At 53.2% G+C, this 23,348-nt stretch carries 23 protein-coding genes; 9 read left to right on the top strand and 14 right to left on the bottom strand.

All coding sequences use genetic code 11. From position 1 onward, the window contains the following. Positions 1–33 precede the first annotated feature (33 nt). Positions 34–1,281, bottom strand: coding sequence for an acyltransferase family protein (locus KIH39_RS00355; RefSeq protein WP_213497299.1), 1,248 nt, complete (start codon positions 1,279–1,281; stop codon positions 34–36). 42 nt (positions 1,282–1,323) lie between these two features. On the opposite strand from KIH39_RS00355, the gene KIH39_RS00350 reads away from it, so the two are divergent. Both KIH39_RS00350 and KIH39_RS00345 read left to right on the top strand, forming a co-directional pair. Then, positions 1,324–2,925 carry an ATP-binding protein gene (locus KIH39_RS00350; RefSeq protein WP_213497298.1) on the top strand — a complete coding sequence of 534 codons (1,602 nt, stop codon included), beginning with the start codon at positions 1,324–1,326 and terminating at the stop codon, positions 2,923–2,925. 158 nt (positions 2,926–3,083) lie between these two features. Beyond that, positions 3,084–3,809, top strand: coding sequence for a BON domain-containing protein (locus tag KIH39_RS00345; RefSeq protein ID WP_213497297.1), 726 nt, complete (start codon positions 3,084–3,086; stop codon positions 3,807–3,809). A 3-nt stretch (positions 3,810–3,812) separates the two neighbouring features. Here the strand turns inward: KIH39_RS00345 and KIH39_RS00340 are convergent, their stop codons facing one another. Then, complete coding sequence (locus KIH39_RS00340) at positions 3,813–4,700, bottom strand: AraC family transcriptional regulator (RefSeq protein ID WP_213497296.1); 888 nt, start codon at positions 4,698–4,700, stop codon at positions 3,813–3,815. Positions 4,701–4,808: 108 nt separating this feature from the next. Between KIH39_RS00340 and KIH39_RS00335 the strand changes: the two genes are divergently transcribed. The 4 genes from KIH39_RS00335 (at position 4,809) to KIH39_RS00320 (ending at position 11,405) form a co-directional block, all read left to right on the top strand. After that, positions 4,809–7,409, top strand: coding sequence for a DUF1549 domain-containing protein (locus KIH39_RS00335; RefSeq protein ID WP_213497295.1), 2,601 nt, complete (start codon positions 4,809–4,811; stop codon positions 7,407–7,409). Between the two features lie 38 nt (positions 7,410–7,447). Further along, a complete protein-coding gene (locus KIH39_RS00330; protein WP_213497294.1) occupies positions 7,448–8,893 on the top strand; it encodes a DUF1501 domain-containing protein in 1,446 nt (481 codons plus the stop codon). A 14-nt stretch (positions 8,894–8,907) separates the two neighbouring features. Continuing rightward, positions 8,908–9,810, top strand: a complete 903-nt coding sequence (locus KIH39_RS00325; protein ID WP_213497293.1) for a hypothetical protein — start codon at positions 8,908–8,910, stop codon at positions 9,808–9,810. Positions 9,811–9,878: 68 nt separating this feature from the next. Beyond that, positions 9,879–11,405 carry a sulfatase family protein gene (locus KIH39_RS00320; RefSeq protein ID WP_213497292.1) on the top strand — a complete coding sequence of 509 codons (1,527 nt, stop codon included), beginning with the start codon at positions 9,879–9,881 and terminating at the stop codon, positions 11,403–11,405. Positions 11,406–11,408: 3 nt separating this feature from the next. Here KIH39_RS00320 and KIH39_RS00315 read toward each other — a convergent pair whose 3' ends face one another. After that, positions 11,409–11,858, bottom strand: a complete 450-nt coding sequence (locus KIH39_RS00315; protein ID WP_213497291.1) for a DUF6428 family protein — start codon at positions 11,856–11,858, stop codon at positions 11,409–11,411. 140 nt (positions 11,859–11,998) lie between these two features. On the opposite strand from KIH39_RS00315, the gene KIH39_RS00310 reads away from it, so the two are divergent. Further along, on the top strand, positions 11,999–13,054 hold the full coding sequence (locus KIH39_RS00310; RefSeq protein WP_213497290.1) for an NAD(P)-dependent alcohol dehydrogenase: 1,056 nt from the start codon (positions 11,999–12,001) through the stop codon (positions 13,052–13,054). 21 nt (positions 13,055–13,075) lie between these two features. Here the strand turns inward: KIH39_RS00310 and KIH39_RS00305 are convergent, their stop codons facing one another. The 7 genes from KIH39_RS00305 to KIH39_RS00280 are packed head-to-tail and all read right to left on the bottom strand — an operon-like array spanning position 13,076 to position 17,977. Continuing rightward, entirely contained in the window at positions 13,076–13,852 is a 777-nt protein-coding gene (locus tag KIH39_RS00305) for a purine-nucleoside phosphorylase (protein WP_213497289.1), read from the bottom strand. Positions 13,853–13,862: 10 nt separating this feature from the next. After that, on the bottom strand, positions 13,863–14,558 hold the full coding sequence (locus tag KIH39_RS00300) for a cytidylate kinase-like family protein (RefSeq protein ID WP_213497288.1): 696 nt from the start codon (positions 14,556–14,558) through the stop codon (positions 13,863–13,865). A 17-nt stretch (positions 14,559–14,575) separates the two neighbouring features. Then, positions 14,576–15,469 carry an ABC transporter permease gene (locus KIH39_RS00295; protein ID WP_213497287.1) on the bottom strand — a complete coding sequence of 298 codons (894 nt, stop codon included), beginning with the start codon at positions 15,467–15,469 and terminating at the stop codon, positions 14,576–14,578. Between the two features lie 60 nt (positions 15,470–15,529). Beyond that, positions 15,530–16,243 carry a bestrophin family protein gene (locus tag KIH39_RS00290; RefSeq protein WP_213497286.1) on the bottom strand — a complete coding sequence of 238 codons (714 nt, stop codon included), beginning with the start codon at positions 16,241–16,243 and terminating at the stop codon, positions 15,530–15,532. Next, the gene (tnpC, locus tag KIH39_RS00285; protein ID WP_246539439.1) at positions 16,203–17,006 is read right to left on the bottom strand and encodes an IS66 family transposase; all 804 of its coding nucleotides are present in this window, start codon (positions 17,004–17,006) and stop codon (positions 16,203–16,205) included. Before tnpC ends, KIH39_RS00290 begins: the two co-directional genes overlap by 41 nt. Next, positions 17,003–17,581 (bottom strand): DUF6444 domain-containing protein, encoded by a 579-nt coding sequence (locus KIH39_RS26480; RefSeq protein ID WP_246539438.1) that lies wholly within the window; start codon positions 17,579–17,581, stop codon positions 17,003–17,005. The genes tnpC and KIH39_RS26480 overlap by 4 nt, the downstream gene beginning before the upstream one ends. Before the next feature lie 18 nt (positions 17,582–17,599). Next, the gene (locus KIH39_RS00280; RefSeq protein ID WP_213497284.1) at positions 17,600–17,977 is read right to left on the bottom strand and encodes a bestrophin family ion channel; all 378 of its coding nucleotides are present in this window, start codon (positions 17,975–17,977) and stop codon (positions 17,600–17,602) included. A 139-nt stretch (positions 17,978–18,116) separates the two neighbouring features. On the opposite strand from KIH39_RS00280, the gene KIH39_RS00275 reads away from it, so the two are divergent. Next, positions 18,117–18,485: a cupin domain-containing protein gene (locus KIH39_RS00275; protein WP_213497283.1), complete on the top strand. Its 369-nt coding sequence runs from the start codon at positions 18,117–18,119 to the stop codon at positions 18,483–18,485. 211 nt (positions 18,486–18,696) lie between these two features. Here the strand turns inward: KIH39_RS00275 and KIH39_RS00270 are convergent, their stop codons facing one another. Continuing rightward, complete coding sequence (locus KIH39_RS00270; protein ID WP_213497282.1) at positions 18,697–19,251, bottom strand: IS630 family transposase; 555 nt, start codon at positions 19,249–19,251, stop codon at positions 18,697–18,699. Further along, entirely contained in the window at positions 19,167–19,709 is a 543-nt protein-coding gene (locus KIH39_RS00265) for a helix-turn-helix domain-containing protein (protein WP_213497281.1), read from the bottom strand. The genes KIH39_RS00270 and KIH39_RS00265 overlap by 85 nt, the downstream gene beginning before the upstream one ends. A 295-nt stretch (positions 19,710–20,004) precedes the next feature. Between KIH39_RS00265 and KIH39_RS00260 the strand changes: the two genes are divergently transcribed. Continuing rightward, on the top strand, positions 20,005–20,145 hold the full coding sequence (locus tag KIH39_RS00260; RefSeq protein WP_213497280.1) for a hypothetical protein: 141 nt from the start codon (positions 20,005–20,007) through the stop codon (positions 20,143–20,145). 895 nt (positions 20,146–21,040) lie between these two features. On the opposite strand, the gene KIH39_RS00255 is transcribed toward KIH39_RS00260, so the two are convergent. Both KIH39_RS00255 and KIH39_RS00250 read right to left on the bottom strand, forming a co-directional pair. After that, positions 21,041–22,570, bottom strand: coding sequence for an IS1380 family transposase (locus KIH39_RS00255; protein WP_213493945.1), 1,530 nt, complete (start codon positions 22,568–22,570; stop codon positions 21,041–21,043). Positions 22,571–22,682: 112 nt separating this feature from the next. After that, positions 22,683–23,339 carry a WD40 repeat domain-containing protein gene (locus tag KIH39_RS00250; RefSeq protein ID WP_213497279.1) on the bottom strand — a complete coding sequence of 219 codons (657 nt, stop codon included), beginning with the start codon at positions 23,337–23,339 and terminating at the stop codon, positions 22,683–22,685. Between the last annotated feature and the right edge of the window lie 9 nt (positions 23,340–23,348).

The raw sequence follows: 23,348 nt of genomic DNA, 5'->3' as shown, positions 1-23,348 counted from the left end.
ATTTTCTCGGAAGGAAACTTCTAATGAAAAAAACTATCGCAATTCCCTTTGCGGCTCCGGAGAGCTGCTAATTCGTTTTTTCGGACCATTCAGAAGAGCTCCGATAGCGGTATAACGGACGAAGTATTCGTAGGTGAACAAGAGGAACGCCAAGGCCCCAGCGTGGACGACGAAAACTTTGACGGCAAGGGGCCAGTCCACCCGGGCCATTAGCATCTGCAAAACGATCAACGGCACCAGACTCCCCACGTAACACCAATAAGAGGAATCGGCCAGATAGCGAACATAGCGATTGGGCTTCGAAAACAGATAATGGAATAAACCCATGAGTCCGAAGATCATCAGCCAGGTAAATATTCCTCCGGTGATCTGAGCCAGAAGTTTGGTCCCCAAAAACTCGGACGTATCGGTCTGGGCCAGTTTCATCTGGTCGAGTCCTGTGAGCACACAGGCGAGATAGAGGGGAAACACCAGAAAATGGGCCACCAACAGATAAATCCGCCAGTGCTTCGAGGCGACCGGAAGAAGTTCCCGCTGGGCAAAGAGAATCCAGCCGAAACTGAAAAAGAGAAAATAGTAACCCAACAGATGGAGCGAGGGGAGCCAGCCGTTGGGAGTATCCACCGCCCATTTATCCATCTGCCACAGACAAGGCAGCAGGATCAAAAAAAGGCCGGGAATCAGCCAGGTTCTTTGCAGGATGTACCGCTGAAGATTCGTCAGTCGATCGACAATCCAACGTCCGGGACTCGACTTACCAACCAGGAGTATCGGAATCATCAAGGCGTAGAAGAAGCAGAGAAAGTAGAGGAACCAGAGGTAATGCGGGAAAAGATAACGGGCAAATCGTCCCGTGGAAAAGTGGTCGTAGACAAAGCTGTCGCTGGGAATTTCCGGGATCTCCTGCCCTGGCATGACGAATCGCAAGGCATCGAGATCACCGATTAGCCAGAGGTACTGCAGGAGCGGATTGATCAGCAGGATTCCCAGGATCAACGGCAGCAGCACTCGCACACTCCGATGCTTCAGCATTCCCCGCAAACCGTAGCGGGAGTGGAGCAACGCGGCGAAAAACCCGGCGAGCAGAAAAAAAGTCTGCATCCGGAAATCGTGGATGTAGAAAATGAACAGATCGGCCAGGAAAGAAGTTTTTGCATCCCGCACGGGCCAGAACGGAATTCGCATATCGGTAAACGATAGCAAGCCGTGAACCCAGAGGCCCAGGAACATGGCGAACGCCCGAAGTGCATCCAGATCGTGATAACGTTCCGACTGGGACATATAACGTCTGATAGTTAATTCCAAATGAGTTGAGACGGCTCCATGCCAAATCTGCTGGCTATCGACGGGCCCGATTCGGGAACACTTTTCCAACTGACCCAGGCTCTTATCAGCATAGGTCGGGATCGAACCAACGGCATCTGCCTCAACGATTCCGAAGCTTCCCGAAAACATGCGGAAATTCGCATGGAACCCGCCGGGATCCGCCTCGTCGATACCGGCAGCGCCAACGGTACCACAGTTAATGGTCGAAAAGTTCAGGACATATTCTTACAGCCCGGAGACCGCATTGCCATCGGCCGCTCCACCCTGCAGCTTCAGATGGAAGCCAAATCCGGCAGCGATAGCCTGCTGACGCATATCGTGCGGAGCATCCCTGCCTCCGAGGCCACCCGCTTTTTCAAGCAGCCCTCGCAAATCGACAGTACCGGGTTGAAGATACGACTGGCTAATCTGAGTGTGATGTACGATAGCAGCCAGGCGATTTCCCGAATCGTGGATATCGACGATCTCCTCAAGCATCTGATGGAATTGATATTCCGGAGTATCGAAGCCGATGAAGGCTGCATGATGCTTCGCGGCGAAACCGGCGAACTGGAACCGAAGGCCATACGGCGTCGCAACGGCCAGGAAATCGACTCAAAGGTCAGTTTTAGCCGAACGATCATGGAATATGTTCTCCGGGAAGATCGCGGCATCCTGCTCAGCGATGCCGAGCAGGACGAGCGCTTCCAGCATGGGGAGAGCATCGCTCGCTTCAGACTTCGTGAAGTGATCTGCGTGCCGATGACGGGCCGGCACGATACGCTTGGGGTACTCTTTCTGGTGACGCAATCCAATGGGGTGCCGGGGCAAACCGTCAAATTCACGGAGGAACATCTATCGCTCGCCATTGCCCTGGCCCATCAGGCGGCTCTGGCCATCGAGGATACCCGTTATCGCCAAGCGATGCTGCAGAATGAACGTCTCGCCGGGATCGGCCAAACCATCGCCGCCATTTCGCACCACGTCAAAAACATCATGCAGGGGGTGATGTTCGGCAGCGATATGGTGCGCAGCGGCCTGAAAGATGACGACAAGACGATGCTGAGTCAGGGCTGGCGACTCGTGGAAAAAAACCAGAAGAAGATCCACGATCTGGTCATGGATATGCTCAGCTACTCCAAGCCGCGCGACCCCCAGTTGGAGAATTCCGACATCAACGTTCTCTGCGCAGAGGTTTACGAACTGCTGCAGGGGCGGGCGAAAGAACTGAACGTCGATTTTCAGTTCGAACCGAATCGGGCGCTTCCCCAATTTCCTTTTGATCCGGATGGTCTTCACAAGGCTCTTTTGAACATCGCCGGTAATGCGATCGATGCCGTGGAGGAAACAGCCAATCCGCGCGTCAAAATTACTCTGAGCCGAATCTCCGATGAGAAGATCGAAATCCGGGTGGAGGATAACGGGCCGGGGATTCCCAAGGAGAAGCTCGTCGATATTTTCAAGCCGTTCGTCAGCACCAAAGGTTCCCGAGGAACGGGTTTAGGTCTGCCGGTCTCGCAAAAAATACTCCAGGAACATCATGGCGATCTAATCGTGCAAAGCGAGGTGGGCACTGGCACGACTTTCGTTCTGCAGTTGCCGTTGAAGCAACCGGATTAACAGTCCAGCGGACTATTTTACCCGATGCGATTCCTCGTTATTCCCGTCAGCGTTTAACAACAATTTGTCCATTAATTCCTTTTTCTCCCCAAGTTTGATTCATTTCGTTCCGCAAAGCGGAGACAATGAAATTATTACAAACGCCCAGGGAGAAAGTGATGTCACCCATCCGAATCCTACAGGGATTCTGCATTACAATTCTTCTACTGCACGCTGCGCCGGTCTCCGCCTGGGAACTCCCCTTTCGCCTGACCGATTTCTCCGTGACCGACTGGCGTTTGAGCCATCAGGCTAAGCGTGTCTTGCAGGATAAGCCCGAGTTGGCCAAGCTGAATATCGGCGTCTCCGTGAAGGATCGCGTCGCAACCGTCTGGGGTGTGGTTCCGGATCAAGCTCTGCTGAATCTGATCGATACCACACTGAAAAGCGTACCCAATATCGCCTCGGTCATTAACGAATGCACAGTCCAGGCCCCGGCGGATACCACTCCGAATGAAATAGCGGCCGAAGTTCGCTTGCGGCAGAAGCAGAAGGCCGACGCGGAAGCGAGTTGGGGAACACCCGACCCTCCCAAGTCGATTTCCCGGCCGGTCTCGATGCAGGATTCCGAGGATAACCGTCAGGCTCAGAAACCTTCGGTCACTTTGGGGGAACCGGAGATCGATCAGGCAGAGTCACCTGCGCCGATTGCGCCCAAGAATAACAGTCTCGAAACGTTAAGGAAGGAAGCCCGCGCTCTCGGATTGAGCATCGATTTTCGCCGCGGAGAAGCGGTCATCAGCGGGCGCGTCGAGAAGTTGAGTTACGCCTGGGATTTGGCGGAAAAGCTGGCGGAAATCCCGGAAGTGGAACGGGTTGTCTTCGGGCCGATCAAAAAACGCTAAGTGCTACTTGCGGCCAGGGTATTCGGACGGGGACCAGCCCATGACCCGCTTGAACGTGGACGAAAAAACGAACGCATTCTGATAGCCCACGGCATGCGCGACCGAAGCGATTTTGGCTTCGCCGGAGGTCAGCAATTCCGCGGCCCGCTGCATTCGCAACCAGATCAAATGCTGTCGCGGTGTCCGACCCAACTCGCGGACGCAAAGACGTTCGAGTTGCTTTTCCCCAATATGACACTCCTCAGCCATGGCCGGGCAGGACCATTCCGCCGCGAGCGAATTTTCGATTTTTTGAAACAACTTCCAGAGCCGTTCGTCCATCTTCGCCGGTTGAGCGAAATCAATAACGCACTGGTGAATGATTTCAATCCAGCGGCGCTGGTTGGCCGGGTGCGTGTTCTCCTGACAATCGTGGTGCAAGCCCAGGATCGCATGCTTAAAGCTCACCCCATCGAAATCGGCCAGAATCGGGGAATTGGCTGCGGCAATCGGCGTCTGACCCGGCACTTCGCGGTAACGGACCCAGGAGAATGCCCAATTGCCATCGGCCGAGCCGCTTTTCACCGAATGAAAAGCGTGCATCGTACCCGGCGGCAATAGAAACGCCTGACCCGACTTCACCGGTTTAAAACGGCCATCCACCAGCACCCGGCCATTGGAGGTATAACTGGTCAAAAAGTAGCTTCCCTGCAGGTGCGCCCGAACGATGCGAAACGGCGGCCGGGCAATTGCGTATCCCAGATGCGAAATATGGTAGTGACTGAGCGCTTCGCAAATGGGCGCGTTGGCCAGCCATTCCCGGTCGTCGGTGGCATCCGCGCGGATCGACCAATATGTGCTCGATTTATTGCGGAGGTCGGTTTCCGATATCTGCTTGTCGATTTGCGGCATTGATTACGAAAAATACTGAATTATCATTTATATAGGCGGTGTCGCTATCAGATAGATTATGGAATTTGCACCGACCGATTGCTTAACTCGTTACGACGGGATAAGCTAATGTTATTCCCACCGACCGGGTTGGCTTCACAGACCCGTCTTTTTATGTGGTTTATCATGCGAAAACTCAAGCACTTTTTGCTGCTCGCGGGCGCGATCAGTTCGTTCAGTTGGCTCGGTTGGACCTACCGCCCCGTGCAGGCCGCCGATACCCAGCCCGAACCGAAGCAATTTTTCGAAAAAGAAGTTCTGCCGATCCTGCAATCGAACTGTTACTCCTGCCATGGCGGCGAAAAGAAGATCAAAGGGGGTCTGAATCTCACCACCCGGGAAGATCTTCTCAAAGGGGGTGACAACGGCTCGGCATTCAACGAGCAGAAGCCGGATACCAGTTTACTTTTGGAAGTAGTGAAGTACGAAGGCGAAACGAAAATGCCCCCGAAGGGCAAGCTGAGTCAGAAACAGATCGACACTCTGGCTGCCTGGGTCAAAATGAAGGTGCCTTTCAGCGATAAGAAAGGCATTGCTTCGGGCACGGCTCACGGCCCGCCGGTAGTCGATGCCAAGGCCAAAGCGTTCTGGTCCTTCAAGGCCGTCGAAAAGATCGAAGTTCCCAAGGTCAAAAACGGTGCCTGGGTCGCCAACCCCATTGATGCTTTCATCCTGTCCAAGCTCGAAAGTAAAGGATACGCACCTGCTAAATCCGCCGACAAAATCACTCTCATCAAACGCATCTATTACGCACTGACTGGTCTGCCGCCGAGCCAGAGCGATGTCGAAAATTTCGTCAAAGACACTGCGCCCGATGCCTACGAGAAAATAGTTGATCGCCTGCTGGCCTCCCGGCACTACGGCGAGAACTGGGCCCGGCACTGGATGGACCTGGCACGCTATGCCGAGACGAACTCCTTCGAGCGGGATGGCGCGAAAGCCTACGCTTGGAAGTACCGCGATTACCTCATCAAGTCCTTCAACGAAGACAAACCGTATGATCAGTTCATTCGCGAACAGCTCGCAGGGGACGAACTTCCGCAAGTAACTCGGGATTCCCTGGTAGCGACGGGCTTTTTACGATTGGGTCTCTGGGACGATGAACCGGCCGACCGCGAACTGTCCTACTACGAACAACTGGACGATATGGTCTCCGTCACCGGGCAAACTTTCCTCGGGTTAACCCTGGGATGTTGCCGTTGTCACGATCACAAGATCGATCCCATGCCCCAAAAAGACTATTACAGTTTCCTGGCGTTCTTCCACGGCGTCAACGGCTATGGCAACGGCCCCGAAGGGATACGTCATTTCGTGAATGGGAAGGTAGAGCCGCCACCGGCACCGCCGCGCAACGATCCGAAAAATCCCAAGAAGAAAAAACTCGACCAGATGGCTTACGAACAGAAGCTTCTGGAATTGAAGAACGAGATCGAAGCTCTGGAAACCAAAGTCGGTTCCCAGCTGGTTGCGGGTGAAAAAGACGATTTCAAATACGAAGCTAACCGGGCTCACATTGTGGCCAAGTACATTGGAAAGTACGTCACCCAGGAAGAATCCGAACGCTACGAGAAGTTCCTGAAAGAGCGGGCAGAACTGCTCAAGAACCCGCCTGAAGGCGGGGAACCGGTGATGGCCGTGATCGAGCAAGGTCGCACCCCGCGCGATACCTTCATTCTGATCCGCGGCATGCCGGCCGCTAAAGGTGCCAAGGTAGAACCTGGTTTTCCCTCAGTTTTGACGGATGCCAAACCGAATTTCCCCGAAGTTCCCAAGGATGCCAAGACGACCGGCCGACGAAAAGTCCTGGCCAGCTGGATTGCCGACCCGAAGAATCCGTTAACCGCCCGCGTGATGGCGAATCGGCTCTTCCAATATTCCTTCGGACGGGGCATAGTTCGATCCGCCAGCAACTTCGGCTATCAGGGTACGCCGCCAACGCATCCCGAACTGCTCGACTGGCTGGCTGGGGAACTGGTCAAAAACAACTGGCATCTGAAGCCGGTGTTACGCGAAATCGTGACATCGAACGCTTTCAAGATGTCGAGCACCCCCGCCGCCGACATGGATCGGGTCGATCCCGAAAACGATCTGCTCTCGCACTTCGATATGCGGCGTCTCTCGGCCGAGGAAATTCGCGATACGCTGCTGGCCATCTGCGGCAATCTGAATCTGGAGAAGACCCAGGGACCGAGCATTTATCCGCCAGTGCAAAAGGAAGTTTTCCAGGGCCAATCGGTTCCCGGGAGCGGTTGGGGCAAGAGCAACGAGAAGGATGGGGCGAGCCGTAGCGTTTTCGTCTACATCAAACGCTCGCTGGCGGTTCCTCTATTGAATGTATTCGATTCACCCGATCCCGATTCCCCCTGCCCGGTGCGTTTCACCACGACCCAGCCCTCCCAGGCTCTGGGCATGCTCAATAGCGACTTCATTAACGAAGAAGCGAACAAGCTGGCCAAAAAGATCCGTAAGGAGTCGGGTGATGATGCCCCGAAAAATGTCAAACAGGCCCTTCAGCACGCCCTCTTGCGGACGCCGACCGAAAAGGAAATTGCCCGCGGGGTGAAATTGATCGAGACTTTGCAAAAAGAAGACAAACTGAGTTACGACGAAGCGTTTCGACGATTCTGTCTGGTGGTTCTGAATCTCAACGAAGTCGTTTTCCTCGACTAATACGAATCGACGATGCGTCGATCAGGGAGAATAGAGTTATGAAAAATTTTTGCGGTCAGACCAGACGGGAATTCATCTGGGAAAGCGGCGCGGGCTTCACGGGATGTGCCCTGGCCGGTTTGCTGGGGAACGACTTCTTCGCCTCGCAGACCGTCGCGGCCGATGGCAAAACGCCCTATAAGAATCCGCTCGCCGAGAAAAAGGGGCACCTTCCCACCAAAGCCAAGAGCGTCATTTTCCTCTATATGTACGGCGGCCCCAGCCATATCGACACCTTCGACTACAAGCCCAAGATGGTCGGCATGGACGGCAAGACCATCGACGTCCAAACCTTCGGGCGCGGCGGGCACAAGAACCAGGGCCGGGTCGTCGAACCGCGCTGGAAGTTCAAGCAATATGGAAAGTGCGGCAAATACGTCAGCGACCTGTTTCCCAATCTGGCCAAGCATGTCGATGACATCGGTTTCATTCATTCGATGACCGCCGACTCGCCGATCCACGGCTCGGCCATGATCCAGATGAATACCGGGAAGATTCTTTCCGGAAGTCCCTCCCTCGGATCCTGGCTGAATTACGGCCTCGGTACCGTGAATGAAAACCTGCCCGGTTATGTGGTAATGCTCGATCCCCGGGGCGGCCCGATCAGCGGCGCTAAGAACTGGTCGAGCGGTTACATGCCGGCTTATTACGAAGGAACCATGTTTCGCAGCGAAGGAGCCCCGATCCTCGATCTGTCCCGCCCGGCGAACATTAGCGAGGCGAGCCAGCGCCGCTTGCTCGATACGCTTCGCGAATACAACGACGATCACAACAAGGCCCAGAACAACGCTCTGACAGCTCGAGTCGCCAGTTACGAGCTGGCTTTCAAAATGCAGACGTCCGCTCCCGAGGCCGTCGACATTTCCAAGGAAACGGAAAAGACCAAAGAACTTTACGGCATGAACAACAAGAAAACGGCCTACTTCGGTAAGCAGTGCTTGCTGGCTCGCCGTCTGGTCGAACGGGGCGTTCGATTCGTGCAGATCTACTCGGGCGGTGGCCACAATGACGAAAACTGGGATGCCCACGGCGATCTCGAATTTAACCATAACATGCACGCCGGGGAAACCGATCTCCCGATCGCCGGGCTACTGACCGATCTCAAGCAGCGCGGATTGCTCGAATCGACTTTGATCGTCTGGGGTGGTGAATTCGGCCGTCAGCCCACTGCGGAGTACGCCAAGGGATCCGGCCGCGATCACAACGCTTACGGCTTCACCATGTGGATGGCTGGTGGTGGTGTCAAAGGCGGTCAAAGCATCGGTACCACCGACGAAATCGGCAGTCGAGCGGTCGATCGCAAATTCCACGTGAAGCATCTGCATTCCACAGTCCTGCAGTTGATGGGACTCGATCCGGAACGACTCACTTACTTCTACGCCGGGCTGGATCAGAAGCTGATCGGCGTGGAAGGCGCCGAGCCGATTAAAGAACTGATCTCCTAAGCTTTGCACAATCCATGTTGCGAACGTTATTTCTATTTCTTTGCATTCCCTCCCTCGGCCTGTCGCAGACCGTGGAGGGGAATGCAATTATCAAGGCCCCAGCTGGCTCCTCGGAAATCGTCATCACCACGACCAATCGCCTGGCCGGGGCGATTCACTCGTTGAAGTGGAACGGTCAGGAATTCATCGATTCCACCGATCATGGACGGCAACTTCAATCGGCCAGCAGCTTCGGCGATGGTAAGATCCCGCACTGGGCGGAGAGTTACAACCCCACCGAGGCGGGCAGTCGAAAAGATAGTGACGGGCCGACATCCACCAGTCGACTGCTCTTCCTTAAAAAGTCTGGCAACGAGTTGCAGACTATCACTCGTATGGCATTCTGGCTTACTCCGGAAGAGAAATCCGAAGGGCATCCCGCCCTAAATAAGACCAAACTTTCGGATCACATACTCACCAAGCGGGTTCAACTCGGCTATCGCGGCAATTCGCACATCATTCCCTATCAGGTGACCTTCTCCACACCCATCGGGGAGCAACCGGCCATCAGCCAGTTCGAGGCGCTGACCGGCTATATGCCGATCAAGTTCGATCAATTCTGGAAGTTCAATCCGGCATCGAATAAGTTTGAAACGCTGAGTCGAGAGATGGGGGAACAAACTCTGCCGGTAACCTTGGCCTCTGCGGATGGTAAGTTTGCGATGGGCATTCTCGGCACCGATCAGTCGGCCAAAGGCTTCGGCAAACCGAGCTACGGCCGGTTTTACTTTCCGGCTGAAAAAGTGACAAAGTGGAATTGCGTCTACCGCCAGCACACGGAAAAAGGACTCCCGCCCGGCGACTATTCTTTCTCGATGTTCGTGCTGGTCGGCACGCTGGAAGACGTCCGGCAGGCGTACATTCAATTGCTGAAGTAATTTATTTCAGAGCCCGCCTCGAACTGTTACAATTCATCGCCCTGACAGTCACTCCCCGAGTCTTGCCGATGCGAGTATTAGCCGTCCTATTTTTGCTGTTCTTGAGCTTCCCGATTGAAGCGAAGGAACAACCACCGCGAACCAATATTCTCTTCATCATGTCGGATGATCATGCCGCCCACGCCATCAGTGCATACGGGAGCAAAATCAATCAGACGCCGAACATCGACCGGATCGCGGCTGAAGGGGTCCGCTTCGATCGCTGCTTCGTCACCAATTCGATCTGTACTCCCAGCCGGGCCTGCATTCTGACGGGAAAGTACAGCCATCTCAATGGGGTGCCGGTTTTCAATCGCTTCGATGGCTCGCAGCCGACGGTGGCCAAATATTTGCAGGGATCGGGCTATTACACCGGGATGATCGGCAAGTGGCATCTGGGCAGCGATCCGACCGGTTTCGACTACTGGAACATCCTGCCCGGCCAAGGGGTTTACAACAACCCCGATCTCATCGATGCCACCGGCAAGCACAACTACAAGGGCTATGTGACGGATGTTATTACCGATTTGTCGCTCGACTTTCTCAAAAATCGGCCGAAGGATAAACCCTTCTTTCTGATGTGCCATCACAAAGCCCCGCATCGCGAGTGGATTCCCGATGAAAAGCACCGGCAGATGTTTGCCAATAAATCGATTCCCGAACCGGCAACCCTTTACGACGACTACGCCACCCGCGGCAGCGCCATCAAGGAAAATCGGCAGCGTGTTTTCGACGATCTCACGCGGCGCGATTTAAAGCTGGTCCCCCCGGCCGATCTAACCGGCCCCGCCCGAAATCAATGGCTGAATGTGAAACCGACGGAAGTCGAAATCGAAGTCGACGGCGCGAAAAAAACTCTCAAAGGGGATGAACTCAACAAATGGAAATACCAGCGCTACATGAAAGACTATCTGGCGTGCGTTCAAAGCATCGATGACAACGTCGGCCGGATTCTGGATTACTTGAAGGCGAACAATCTCGAGAAGAATACGGTGATAATCTACACCAGCGATCAGGGTTTCTTCCTGGGCGATCATGGCATGTATGACAAGCGTTTCATGTACGAGCAATCGCTGCAGATGCCCTTTATCATCAAAGCTCCCGGTATCGCCAAAGCCAATATCTCGACTTCAAAAATGGCTATCAATGCCGATTTCGCCCCCACCTTTATGAACATCGCACGGCTACCCGTACCTGAAGATATGCAGGGAATCTCGCTGTTGCCGGTTTTGAACGGCGATTCGCCCAAGAACTGGCGAACTAGCATGTACTACCGTTACTATCACGATCCGGGAGATCACAATACCCGCGCGCACTACGGCGTGCGAACCGAAACCCACAAGCTGATTTACTTTTGGAAGATCGATCAGTGGGAAATGTACGATCTCGTGAAAGATCCCAACGAACTGAAAAACCTGGCGGGCGATCCCATGCATTCGGCGTTGTTTGAGAAATTGAAAACCGAGTTGTATCGGCTGAAAAAGGAATTGAAGGACGATGACCAGTTCGCTTACGAGCAGCCGGGAGAGAAGCCCGCTCCCAAAAAGAAAAATTGAAATCTAGCGGCATTCGGCGGGATTGGCACAACAGCCACTGCCGGGGAGGCAAACTTCCTTGGCCAGGCAGTCGGTATGCTTGGTTCCCAGGTTCAGAATCAGGCTATCCCCCAAATTCGCCACGAAATCGAGGGGATACTGCGAGACGGCAATCGATTCCCATTCGAGTTCGACCGGAAGATCCGAACTCGGGAAGATCTTCAGCGACTTTTCCAGTACCCCCAGCAGCTTTTTCGATTTCAGCCGGTGCTCCACATCCTTTTCCACCCAGATCTGCAGAAGGCAGCTCTGCAATTGGCGAACTGTCCCGCCGCAGTCTATGAATGTCTTTTGAACGTAACCGACTTCGGTCACATGAAAATGCAGCGGAATTTCTTCGCCGTTGGGCAAAAAGATCCGCAAGGCGTTATCGGCTTCCGTCGTCAGGAGTTCGCAAAGTTCATTCAGGTTCATACAGCTAGGAATATCGTGGATTGGTTCGATTGCAAGTCTGTGAAGGATAGGTGACCCTGAAAGAATCGAACCTCATGAGTGTAATCTCATTACTCGGCGAATAATCAGGCACCCGTTTTTGAATCTCGGAGAAATGCAAAGTGATCAAGACTCTTGGCTACGCGGCCCCTTCGGCCACCAACCCGCTGGCCCCGTTCAGTTTCGAACGGCGCGACCCGGGACCGAAAGATGTGCAAATCGAAATTCTTTATTGCGGCGTTTGCCATTCGGATATTCACACGGCGCGCAACGAATGGAAATCGACCGTCTATCCCGTTGTGCCTGGGCATGAAATCGTCGGTCGGGCCACCAAGGTCGGCTCGGAAGTCAAAAAGTTCAAAGAGGGCGATCTCGTCGGCGTCGGCTGTCTGGTCGACTCCTGCCGGAAGTGCCCTAGCTGCCAAGCCAGCGAAGAGCAGTATTGCGATAACGAGAAAATCTTCACTTACAACAGTCCCGACAAGCATCTTCCCGGCAAGCAAACCTACGGCGGCTACTCCAATCACATCGTCGTCGATCAGGACTTCGTTCTGAAAGTTTCCGAAAAACTCGATCTCAAGGGCGTGGGACCTCTGTTGTGTGCGGGCATAACCACCTTTTCGCCCCTACATCACTGGAAGGTCGGTAAGGGCCAGAAGGTCGGCATCGTCGGTCTGGGTGGCCTCGGACACATGGGTGTGAAACTCGCCCATGCCATGGGCGCTCATGTCGTACTCTTCACCACTTCGCCGAGCAAAGTAGCCGATGCGAAGCGACTGGGGGCGGATGAAGTCGTTATCAGCAAGAACGAAGGCGAAATGAAAGCTCACCTGAATTCGTTCAACTTCATCCTGAACACGCTCTCCGTGCCGCATAATCTGGATGCCTATATCTCGCTTCTGAAACGGGACGGCACCATGGTTCTGGTCGGCGTGCCGGAGCATCCGCATCCCTCGCCGAACATCGGCAACCTGATTTTCGGTCGCCGGTCGATCGCTGGTTCGCTGATCGGTGGGATCAAAGAAACTCAGGAAATGCTCGATTTCTGTGCCGAGAGAAACATTGTCTCGGATGTGGAAGTGATTCCGATTCAGAAGATCAATGAAGCCTACGAACGCATTTTAAAGAGCGATGTAAAGTATCGCTTCGTCATCGATATGGCGTCTCTGAAAGCTTAGTAAAAAACAAATCTCTGCCGCTCAGATTGATCGGCAGAGATTTTCGATTAGCTTCGACAAGCGCAATTCCTGTTTCTTGGCCGTTTCCAGCACTTCCTTGTGATTCAACTTCTCTCCCGTGAGCCCGGCCGCTTTGTTGGTAATCAGCGATAAGCCCCCGACTTCTACTCCCAGTTCCTGGGCGGTGATCGCCTCGTGAACTGTGGACATCCCCACCGCATCGGCACCCGCCGCGTGTAGTGCGTGGATCTCGGCCGGGGTTTCATAACAGGGCCCGGTCACTCCGCCGTAGACCCCCTGGGCAATTTCCGGATCGGTCGCGACCATTAATGCGATTAACCTCTGCGAATAAATCGACGGGCGCGGGGAACCCGAGTTCACTTGTGTTTTCCAGGCCGTCGGAGACAGCCAGCCGAAATGATTGGTCAAAGCCATCAAACTGCCGGGATTGAGATCATGGCGAATCCCCCCGGCTGCGTTGGTCAGAATGAGATGTTGGATTCCCCAGCCCGCGGCCATGGTGACCGGTCTGCCGACAGTTTCCCAGGAATGGCCTTCATAGTAGTGTAGGCGGCCACGGAACAGGAGAATCGGGCGATCGACACAAGTTCCCAGAGCAATCTGGCCGGAATGGCCCTTTACCGAACTACCGGTCAAGCCGGGGACGTCGGCAAAAGAGATGGCTGATTCTTCCTGGAAGCCGGCTGGAACATGGCTCATGCCCGAACCGAGCACGAAAGCCAAGGTCGGTTGGCGGAATAGGACCTGAGTTTCGAACTGCGCGAAAGTGGCTGCCATAACGGACGGACTACTTTTCCGTTTCGAACTGTTTTTGTTTGGCTTTCAGGGCATGAACAATCAGCTCCGCACAGAGTTCTTCACCCAGCTCCGCGGAATTGAGAACCAGATCGAAGTCGTACTGCTGGCCATCGCGGCGGTTGTGCTGGCTGAGGAATTCGATGCGCCGTTCGTCTCGTTTGCGGACCTGGTCGGCCGCATCGGTTTTATTCATACGCAGGTATTGAGCCATGTAAGCTATGCGATTATCCAGGGGAGCGACAATACGGACGTGTAAAGTCGTCCGCTTTGGTAGGAGATACCCGGCCGCCCGACCGACGATCAGAAGGTTGCCGCGACAAGCCAGGGCCAGTATTAGCGAGGCTATGGGGTACGGTTTTTCGCTGCTGTTCGTCATCCCCTCGCGTTCGAGGCGATAGAGATATTTCTCGTACCAGGCCTGAGCTTTCTTCGGAATGTCGTTGGTGATTTCGCTGCGTGCATTTTCATTGGAGGACAAAAATTCGAGATGTTCGCGGGTGTAGACATCCCAGCCGAGCTTCTTGCCGACCCGGCGGGCAATCGTTTCCCCCCGCGCCCCGGCTTCCCGGCTGATCGCGATAGTCGGACCCAACGGGCCACTGGGAGAATGGGCATCGTCCCGATCTCCCTGATTGCCATGAAGGGGAGGAATAGCCACCAGGGTGCTGTCGTCCAAACTCGGCATTGAACCTACTCCGAAAACTAGCCGTCGTCTCGATACTCAAAGCGGGAGAATACCCACATCCCCAAGCCGGTTAATAGTATTGTAGCACTCACAATTACCAACCAAGTGGTCGTTCCGCTCAATGGCACAAACAAAGATCCCGATTCGGTGGGGATATTTTTTAATTCCGCGGAATCGTACATCAGGCAGCGTACGTAATAATTGATGCTCAGCCGTTTCAGTGTTCCCGGCACCGGCAGTTCGCTCAGAATCGTTTCGAAGAAAAACGCATAGAGCATACCTACCACGGCTGGCCGACTGAACATGGCTCCGATCAGGGAGTACAGAGCCGCAAAAGCAATACTGCCCGCCAGCACTCCCGGCCAGAAAAGAACGAAAGCCTGTCGGCCAACACTTCCCCCGGCCAGACAGAGCGTGGCAAAGCCGCCGAGGTTCAGGAGCACACACCAAGGCAGTACCCCAAGAAATTTCGCCAGATATATACTCCACCGTGGAAGCGGCCGGGTCAGTAACCAGATCAGCGATTTATTTTCCCGATCGGTCCCGACGGCCGCCGTGGCAAAACTGAGGCTCCAGAGCGGCATCAGAAATCCCAGATAGAGAAAAAACACCACCCATCGCGTGAATACCGCGACCGGTAGAGTCTCCGCCCGCAGATTACTCATGTGTTTGGTTTCTTCGATCAAGGGGAAGATCGCACCGCCGGCGAACCAGCCGAGTTGGCGGGGGTCGTGGCGGAGCAGCCTGAGATTCAGGCTGTCCCAACCCAGACGCTGGGTGATGAAGCCGACCACAATGGTGAGGAGGATCAGCAGCCCCAGAGCAATGGCTACCATCTGGCCGATGCGAAATTGCCGTCTCAAGCTCAAAGAAAACAGAAATAACCAGGCGGACAAGCGGGAAGTCTGCATCGTGGCTTTCAACGAATAACGAAACGGTCCGTAATCAATAGTACCCTCAGTTTTATTCAATTACTTTTCAGAAGATTTAGGAGATAGCCCGGCACGACCTGCAGGGAATTCCTCATTCTCTGGGAGACTCGGAACCAGGGAATTCGTCGGCACCGCTTTTAAGAGGCTCAAAACATTGCCTTCAATGGTCATGCAGATCTCCCGCAAGGGAAGATGGCTGAGGTTCTCCGGCGAAAAGGGATTCTCGAGTTGAACGCCGATCTGATCGAGCGAAAGAAGCGGATAGGCGACGAGCATGGTGATGAAAGGTACGATGGCGTCGGCTTCGACCCGGTGCAGTAAGGCAAACGGTAAGGAGAGGAGAAACATCAAAAGGAATCGGCGAATCTTGATTGAATAGACTATGGGCAGCGGCGTCTTGGCGATCCTTTCGCAGGCCCCAATGTGGTCGATCAAGAGGGCGCGTTCTTTATCGATTTGCAGAAAAGCAAAACGATCCATCTGAAATTTCTCGCAACCTTCCCGCAGTAAATCCGCCAGCTGCAAGGCCACGTAAACGGGCATATGATTCGCTTCCGAAAGTCGTTTAGTCTGTTCCGGCCCCACGAGTTTCAGCACCTCGGCTTCCGGCTGTTGCTTTCGAAGGCTATGCCGGGCGACGTAGGGAAAAACTGCGATCCAGTGAACGAATTTGAAGCGCCATTCTGTATCGGCCGGCCCGTAACGTAATAACTCACGCCCTGGCCAAGAGAGAAGGGGCTTTCTCTTGGGCAAAGTGAGCCTGTACCGCTTGAGTCATCCAGGCGAATGAGTTCCGTTTCTGCTGACGACAAGTTTCGATCGCGGTCAGCATTCGTTCAACGAACCGACTCCCCTGGGCCGATTGGGTTCCAAAGCATAACTTCCGCCAAATGACCGCGGGCCGCAAAGCCCGCTCGGCGGCATTATTGGTGGGCTCTACTCCTTCGACATCGACGAACGTCCAAAGCCGAGCCCGGTATTTCCAGAGTTCGGAGCAAAAGCCACGCAGCTTCGGATCGAATTTTCCTCGCAAGAGCAAGGCTTCGACTTCGCTTCGTATGGGGATCATTTGTTCGCCGAACGCTTTATGGCTGAGGGTTCCGTCCCGAACGCGATTCCAGAGTTCGAACATCGCCCGAGTCTGTCGTTGCAAGTCGTGTCCTAAGCGTCGAGCGACCGGACAGGGGCGATCGATGAGGCTTTGGAAGTCGCGGAGCAAATGAGCCCAGCACCACTGCAAGCGTCCGAAAGCCCAATACATCTTGGCCCGGTCGCAGCCTAGAACGCCGGTAAATGAATCGCCCAGGAATTCGAGGACCACCTGGGCTTTGCGGCTGGTGCGGAGAGCGAAGACGCTGAAAGTCGCGGCTACAAAAGTCCAGGTCCAGGCTTTGGCGAGCCCTTCTTTGGTGGGCGATTCGTCGCCGTTGAGGACCGCTTCCCCAGGCAAGGCTAAGGCCAACTCCTGGTAGGGGGCTTGCAAGGCTTCGGCGGCTCGGTTCTGCAGTTTGATCATCCAGGAAGCCGAAGCCTCCTGACCCAGGATTTGTTCCAGAAACAGGCGCAGCGTCGTTTGGAGAGCCGGAAGCAGACCATCAACAAAGCGGACAAAGCAACCAATCGAGGCCCGGCCATTCCGACAGGCACGCCTGGGGGTAATTCTCCGCAGGTGGTCTTGCCGCACGAACAGCGCAGACGATGGAGTTGATATTCCGTAATCGAAGGCTTGATTTCGGGAATCTCCCAGACCTGATGACGCAAAGGCTGGGGATCTGTTCCGTTCAAAGGTTCGCCACAACGGCGGCATTCGGCCGGTAAACAAACAATGACGCCGTCGCACTCGTGTGCGGAAACCAAAGAGCGTTCGTGTTTGGGATGCCCCGGTTGGCCGCCCGACTTCCGTTTGGCCTTCTTTTGGGCTTGCTTCGAAAGCTTGGCGTGGGGATGTTGCGTTGAAGGCGGCTTCGAAGAGTTGCTGGAATCCTTGCCGAGCTTCGCTTCCAGTTCGGCGATGCGGTTCAAAAGAATCCGCAGCACAGCCTGAACTTCCGGCGTTTGGCGAACAAGCCATTCTTCGCTGACAGACTCCATGCCCCGAGTATGAGATAATTAATTCCCCAGCGCAAGAGCAATTCCCGATAATCTCAGGACGAGGTGTGAGCGGTTACGCCCGTAACTCAGCGCATTTATGGTGAGATTTCTCGACTGATTGACGATCCCTCCCCAAAGCTTCCGGGCTTCCCACCAGCGATCATACCCGGCATTGGTTCTTAAAATCAGGAGCAATCCCAATACTCCCCCTGCCAACTCAAAAGGAGTAACCGCTAGAGAAATATCGACGTCATATTTACCGGCCAACCAGGCCGCCAGACAAATCAAGCCAGATAGCACTCCAAAGAAGACTACTTGAGGCACAACCTGCGGAGTCACCGACCCGTCCAAAGCGATCGCTTCTCTCCAAAATCCCCGACGGGCTTGAGTATTCATATCAAAAATCTCCTTCGCAATCCAAATAGGGCGCTACAAAATACATCATAGATGGGTGGCCGGGAGAACCCAGTTCCGTGTCCGTCGACTCGCAAACAATGGGCAAACTGAGTGTGCGAATACCCTACAGAGAATTCCCATGGCTGAAATTCGAAAAGTCAATTTAATGGAAAAACTCGCTCTTTTCAGTAACCACTGGCATCCTCGAATTGTCGGCGAACTTAATGGTCAGCACGTAAAACTCGTCAAGTTCCAGGGGGAATTCGTCTGGCACAAACACGACGACGAGGACGAACTTTTTCTGGTGGTTCAGGGGCGGTTTCGAATGGATCTTCCCGAAAGGGAGCTTTGGCTGGAGGAAGGCGAGTTTCTGATCGTCCCGCGGGGAGTCATGCATCGTCCCGTAGCCGAGCAGGAGGTTCATGTGCTGCTGTTCGAACCCAGTTCCACCTTGAATACGGGTAACGAACGAAACGAAAAAACTGTAGAAATGCCGGAATGGATATGAGATCGTACAATCTGTAAGGATTTAAGGAATATCCTCACACTAAGTCAAAGTAACTTGATAAGTGGGACCATAAACCATGATCGGCTGCGTCAAAGTCAGCATGCTCTTCTTTATTTTGCAATTCAACGCGCCCAACACTCCTACTTACTCCCTCTCAGGCGGCTAAATTGGGTATCAATTCACCGAGGGGAGTTTGCCTCAAGTAAGATTGTCAGGTTTGCGGTTTGAATTTGACCTCTGTTAAGAATTCAAACGCTTCCTCTTCGAGTTCTCCAAGATCTTTGGGAATACAGTTTGCGAAGTGCCCGAACTTGAGATGGCTCCAGAGTTGTTCGACGGGATTGAGTTCCGGAGCATAAGGAGGTAGCCATTCGAGCGATAGCCGAGGATTCTGTTTGAGCAATTTTCGCATCGCCTCCCCTTTGTGCATCGGTCCGTTGTCCCAAATGACGATGACCTGGCCGCGGAGGTGTTTGAGCAATTCGCGTAAGAAGGCGGCGACTTCCTTCGACTTGAAGCTGCCGTTGGGCAAGGAGTGGGTGAACAGATTGGGTTTTCGCGTTTTCGGAGAAAGGGTTAGAGCTCCGATGATCGAGATTTTCTGACGGCGACCGGCTTTTTGTTTGAGATAAGGTCGCAGGCCTTTGGGAGCCCAGGTGCGTCGCAAGAGGGGAGCCAGTCTCAGTCCGGTTTCATCGATGAATACGATATGCGCCCGCTGGCGATCCCCTTTTTTAAGATTCGGGACCACTCGGTTTTCGGCCAATCGGCAATTTTCTGTTCGTCGCGTTGGACGGCTTTCTTGCCCGGCATTTGCGGGGAGAAACCTTGTTTGCGTAACCAATCGCAAAAGTAATTGGCATTATAATCGATATCGAACTTCTCCTTGATGAGTTGGACGACTCGCCGAGAAGTCCACAGGTGAGTGCGGAAGCCGAATTCCGTCGCGTCACGGGTCAGCCACGAGCAAACTTCTTGAATTTGCTCTGGGCGGAGCTTGGATTTCGGTCCGGGATGCTTGAGAGCCTTGAGTCCGGCTTCCCCTTGATTTTTGTACCAGGAGATCCAATTATCCACGCTGCGGGTCGAAACCTTGAGCATGTCGGAAACCTGCTTTATAGTATGGCCTTCGAGGATCAATTGAACGCCCAAACGGCGTCGGTTCTCCATCTCCGAGCGATTAGTGATTTTCTTGACCAAACAAGGGATGCTTTTCGTTTCCATGCCCATCGTATGGATGGGCTATTTCCAGAATCAAATCGATTGAAAACAATCCCGTGAATTGAAATTACTACCTGTCCTTTTCCGCGGTTTGATCGCACTTTGGAATTCGAATAGCCGAATAGTTATTGAATTGCCAGTCGTCGATTACGCTGCGAATTTGGTAAGGGAATTGACCTGTTAAGTCGGTTTTTCCCCGCCGTCTTTGATCGGTGATAAATCGTACCTCGCTCCTACCCCGCCTCGTGTCTGTACAATTTTCCTTTTCCATTTTGCTGAGGCTTACTCCTTGGGCGAGGTGCGGTTTTACCGCAGCGAGGAGGAATGGAGTTCGATCGCTGAACGGCTCAAACTGACCCACTGTCCACACTTCCTCACCGCCGTCGATTTACTCGAACGCTGGCTCAACGAATATCAAACCCGACAAGCCAAAAAGTAATCAGTCGCAGGAAGCCCGTTCCTCTACGAACCTCTGCTGCTCGCGGCGAACGGCAGCGCCTCGTGCCGGTCTACGCCGGCCCATCGCAACACCCCGGTCTCGGTCATCAGACCGCTCCAAAATTCCCCGGAATTCGGCAAAACACCCTTCAAAATACCAAAATCCATACAGCTTTAATTCGGCTACAAATGCGACCAGAATTCGGTTCGGGACATCGAGGCATGGAAAGTCTCCGTTAAAGAAACTCTCCAGACTAGCAAAGTACGCATTTCACAGCACGGTTACGAATTGACCATATTTTTAATACTATTCGTAACGCTAAATAATTAATTCTTCGAAAACTCCCACTTCACTAAAAACCCTTCAAAACTGGTAGAGAATATGATTGAACAATCTTCATTTGTCGAAATACCTGTTTTATACCAATGATTATCACTGAGTATAAATGGTTTTTTTGAGAAGTCGCTGCCTATACATATTAGATCACCATTTTGAGCGCCAACAATATACAGATCTTTCATTTTATTATAATGGAGACATAGACAATTTTCCTTAAGATCTGTTTTGTCGATGAGTTTTCCTTTCATAAAATCCCATTTTTGAAGATGACCATTTTTCGTCACGCAAGCGATTTGAGCACCATTTATAATGGCGAGATTGTGAATATAGTCTTGTTCGCCGACAAAAGATCTAATTAGTCCTTAAACAAGCGAAGTTTTTGATGCCAATTCCGTGGGGAGTTTTAGCGAGATAGTTCGATGAGTCCTCCGCGCCGGAGCTTTTCGCTCGGCCGAACGCATACTTCTATTTTTCAAACATTCTTCCTTTCCGCGAATAGCTCTCGGCGTTTTATCGGATCGGGACATCCGGATCCCGACTTCAGTCGGTCGAACGATCAGCACCTCAGTGCTTTCAGTAGTCGGAAGAAGATCGGCAAGTGCGGGTTCCAGCCGAGCAATCGATAGACGATGCGGCCGGCCTTCCGGACGATCTGACAAGGCAGAAGCATGAAAGCATTGAGGAAGGTTTTGAATTCCATTTTCAAAACCGACTGCTTCTGGTCCCGATGCTTTTCCCGCCAGCGACCGGGAGTTTCCGGCAACGTCAAGGCCCACCAGGCTTTCAAGTTCCAGGCCAGGGAGGCCATCACCATGTACGCCCAATTGCTTTCCAGATCGTGCAGCGGCGCGTGCAAGGCCCGGCAACCGCCCTTGAGCTGCGCTATCAGATTTTCCTGATTGCAGCGATCGTTGGCTTCGTAGACGACTTCGGCGGCCGTGCACTCCCGGTCGTTGGTGATGTAGAAGAAATAGCGTTCGTCCGGATACAGAACGGATTCGCCTTTTTCCACGGAAAGATTCTTGCGAATCACCACCAGGCGATACGCCCTTCGGCAAGCGGTCGGTTGGTACTCGAACTCGGCCACCGCTTCGGAGATCAACTTCACATTTACGAATTCCCGCTCTTGGACGATCCGCTCCTTGGTGTTTTCCCGTCGGTGTCGCAACTTCGCTTTCGCCGAGTATTGCGCGGGACGCTCGAGCTTGTGCCAAGCCGCTTCCGGCAGTTTTTCCGCGATTGCTTCGAGGTTTTGCTTCGAATCGTAGCCGAAATAAAAGCGTACCTTGGCGTTGGCATCCCAGCCGTCGAGGCGAGTGGTCTGCGAGAAATCGGTGTCGCCGCGAAAGACGATCCTGCGAAAGCCCGCTTGAAGGCACAGCAAAAGAGCCCGGTCGAGTTCGACCGCGGCCCCTTCGTGCGAAGGGCGATTGCCGGGACGGTTGACGATGCTCAGCGTCTCACCGGTGTTGGCCAGGGTCACCGCCAGGGGGTGGTAACACCAGTCTCTGTTATAGTTGATGTCCATCCCCGCTTTACGCTCGCCACGCGTTTGGGTAAAGCTGCCGTCGGCGTCGATCTTCGCGCATTCCCAAAAGGAATCGGGTTGCTTCGACCAGACGCGTAAACGGGTCTGGTTGAAAGCGTCGATCAAAGCCTGGATGCTGCCACTATCGAAGCGTCGACAAAAGTCGCCCGAAGTAGTCGGGTCGGGAAAACGCTGAGTGCCCAAGGCGTTGAGAAAGTTTTCGTCCGTGCGACGCAGTTCCATGTCTTGCAGGCAGGTACCCCCGCAAAGGGAATTGTAAGCGATGGCCAACACGTGGTCCGATTCCGAGTAAGGCCTTTGAAATTGGAGCAGATGCAGCTTCTCGTCGATGTCGTCGATCAGTCCGATACGCCGGGCCAGAAGGTGCATGGCCCCGAGGCCTCCGCAACTGATCGCCCCCACGCGTTCGGAGACTTCGTAATGAATGTTGGAGGCGTCGAAAGAAGGAGCGAAGGTCATCGCGGCCTCTCGCTTAGCCAGGCGACGTTCGATTCGACTCTTGCATTTTTGAAACCAACGTCCGAAAATAACATTCACTCGAAACTCCTTTTTGCGACTGTCGATTTGTTAAGCGGTTACTTACACAAACCGCAGAAAACAAAAAGGATTTCGAGCTTTCTTCGATAAATCGAAACAATTCTCCAAAAAACTACGCTGGTTTAAGGATTAGTTTCATATCCTCAGCGTTCCACACTTTAATCTCTCCTCCCTCGTCAGCCGAGAGAATGATGTTCTCATTCGGTATACAAATTACTGAGTTGATTGCTTGCTTGTGATCCTTTAATTGTCCAAGTTCTTTGCTAAGATCGATTGGCCATTTTTTTATTATTTTGTCTTCCCCAGCAGACAAAAGTGATTTGCCTTTATGTTCAAAGCAAACTGAACGGATCGCGCCAACATGTGCCTTGGTTAATTTTTTTATTATCGAGAGATCTTTTCCCAGTATATATAGCGAACCATCGAGTTGACCAACTGCTATCATGAAAGGATTTGCATTGATAGCGATAGATCGTACCATCGCAGGAAGTTTTTTTGTTATTGAGACAATCTTCAAAGTAGTTGAATCATGAATTTGCACACACCCACAAGAATCATTTCCTCCATAGCTTACAACATATTTATCCCAAGTTTGAGCACCTGAAAAAAACAATTCTTCCGATGTCTCAAAAGTAGATTTAGGCAAATATTGCGCGTAAGTATTCTGGCATGACCAAGAGATTACAAGAAAAGCTATAACATATTTTTTCGCAATTTGCACTTTTATATGGCGATATGCAAGTGCAAATAATTGTAAAATCTTCGTCATAAAAATTAC

Source organism: Telmatocola sphagniphila (genome assembly GCF_018398935.1).
Taxonomy (GTDB): domain Bacteria; phylum Planctomycetota; class Planctomycetia; order Gemmatales; family Gemmataceae; genus Telmatocola; species Telmatocola sphagniphila.
This window is presented reverse-complemented; position numbering and strand designations above follow the sequence as displayed.

Coding starts and splice junctions, on each gene's coding strand:
- KIH39_RS00355 (WP_213497299.1), bottom strand. CDS start 1,281: ATGTCCCAGTCGGAACGTTATCACGATCTGGATGCACTTCGGGCGTTC.
- KIH39_RS00350 (WP_213497298.1), top strand. CDS start 1,324: ATGCCAAATCTGCTGGCTATCGACGGGCCCGATTCGGGAACACTTTTC.
- KIH39_RS00345 (WP_213497297.1), top strand. CDS start 3,084: ATGTCACCCATCCGAATCCTACAGGGATTCTGCATTACAATTCTTCTA.
- KIH39_RS00340 (WP_213497296.1), bottom strand. CDS start 4,700: ATGCCGCAAATCGACAAGCAGATATCGGAAACCGACCTCCGCAATAAA.
- KIH39_RS00335 (WP_213497295.1), top strand. CDS start 4,809: ATGTTATTCCCACCGACCGGGTTGGCTTCACAGACCCGTCTTTTTATG.
- KIH39_RS00330 (WP_213497294.1), top strand. CDS start 7,448: ATGAAAAATTTTTGCGGTCAGACCAGACGGGAATTCATCTGGGAAAGC.
- KIH39_RS00325 (WP_213497293.1), top strand. CDS start 8,908: ATGTTGCGAACGTTATTTCTATTTCTTTGCATTCCCTCCCTCGGCCTG.
- KIH39_RS00320 (WP_213497292.1), top strand. CDS start 9,879: ATGCGAGTATTAGCCGTCCTATTTTTGCTGTTCTTGAGCTTCCCGATT.
- KIH39_RS00315 (WP_213497291.1), bottom strand. CDS start 11,858: ATGAACCTGAATGAACTTTGCGAACTCCTGACGACGGAAGCCGATAAC.
- KIH39_RS00305 (WP_213497289.1), bottom strand. CDS start 13,852: ATGGCAGCCACTTTCGCGCAGTTCGAAACTCAGGTCCTATTCCGCCAA.
- KIH39_RS00300 (WP_213497288.1), bottom strand. CDS start 14,558: ATGCCGAGTTTGGACGACAGCACCCTGGTGGCTATTCCTCCCCTTCAT.
- KIH39_RS00295 (WP_213497287.1), bottom strand. CDS start 15,469: ATGCAGACTTCCCGCTTGTCCGCCTGGTTATTTCTGTTTTCTTTGAGC.
- tnpC (WP_246539439.1), bottom strand. CDS start 17,006: ATGATCAAACTGCAGAACCGAGCCGCCGAAGCCTTGCAAGCCCCCTAC.
- KIH39_RS26480 (WP_246539438.1), bottom strand. CDS start 17,581: ATGGAGTCTGTCAGCGAAGAATGGCTTGTTCGCCAAACGCCGGAAGTT.
- KIH39_RS00280 (WP_213497284.1), bottom strand. CDS start 17,977: ATGAATACTCAAGCCCGTCGGGGATTTTGGAGAGAAGCGATCGCTTTG.
- KIH39_RS00275 (WP_213497283.1), top strand. CDS start 18,117: ATGGCTGAAATTCGAAAAGTCAATTTAATGGAAAAACTCGCTCTTTTC.
- KIH39_RS00265 (WP_213497281.1), bottom strand. CDS start 19,709: ATGGAAACGAAAAGCATCCCTTGTTTGGTCAAGAAAATCACTAATCGC.
- KIH39_RS00250 (WP_213497279.1), bottom strand. CDS start 23,339: ATGACGAAGATTTTACAATTATTTGCACTTGCATATCGCCATATAAAA.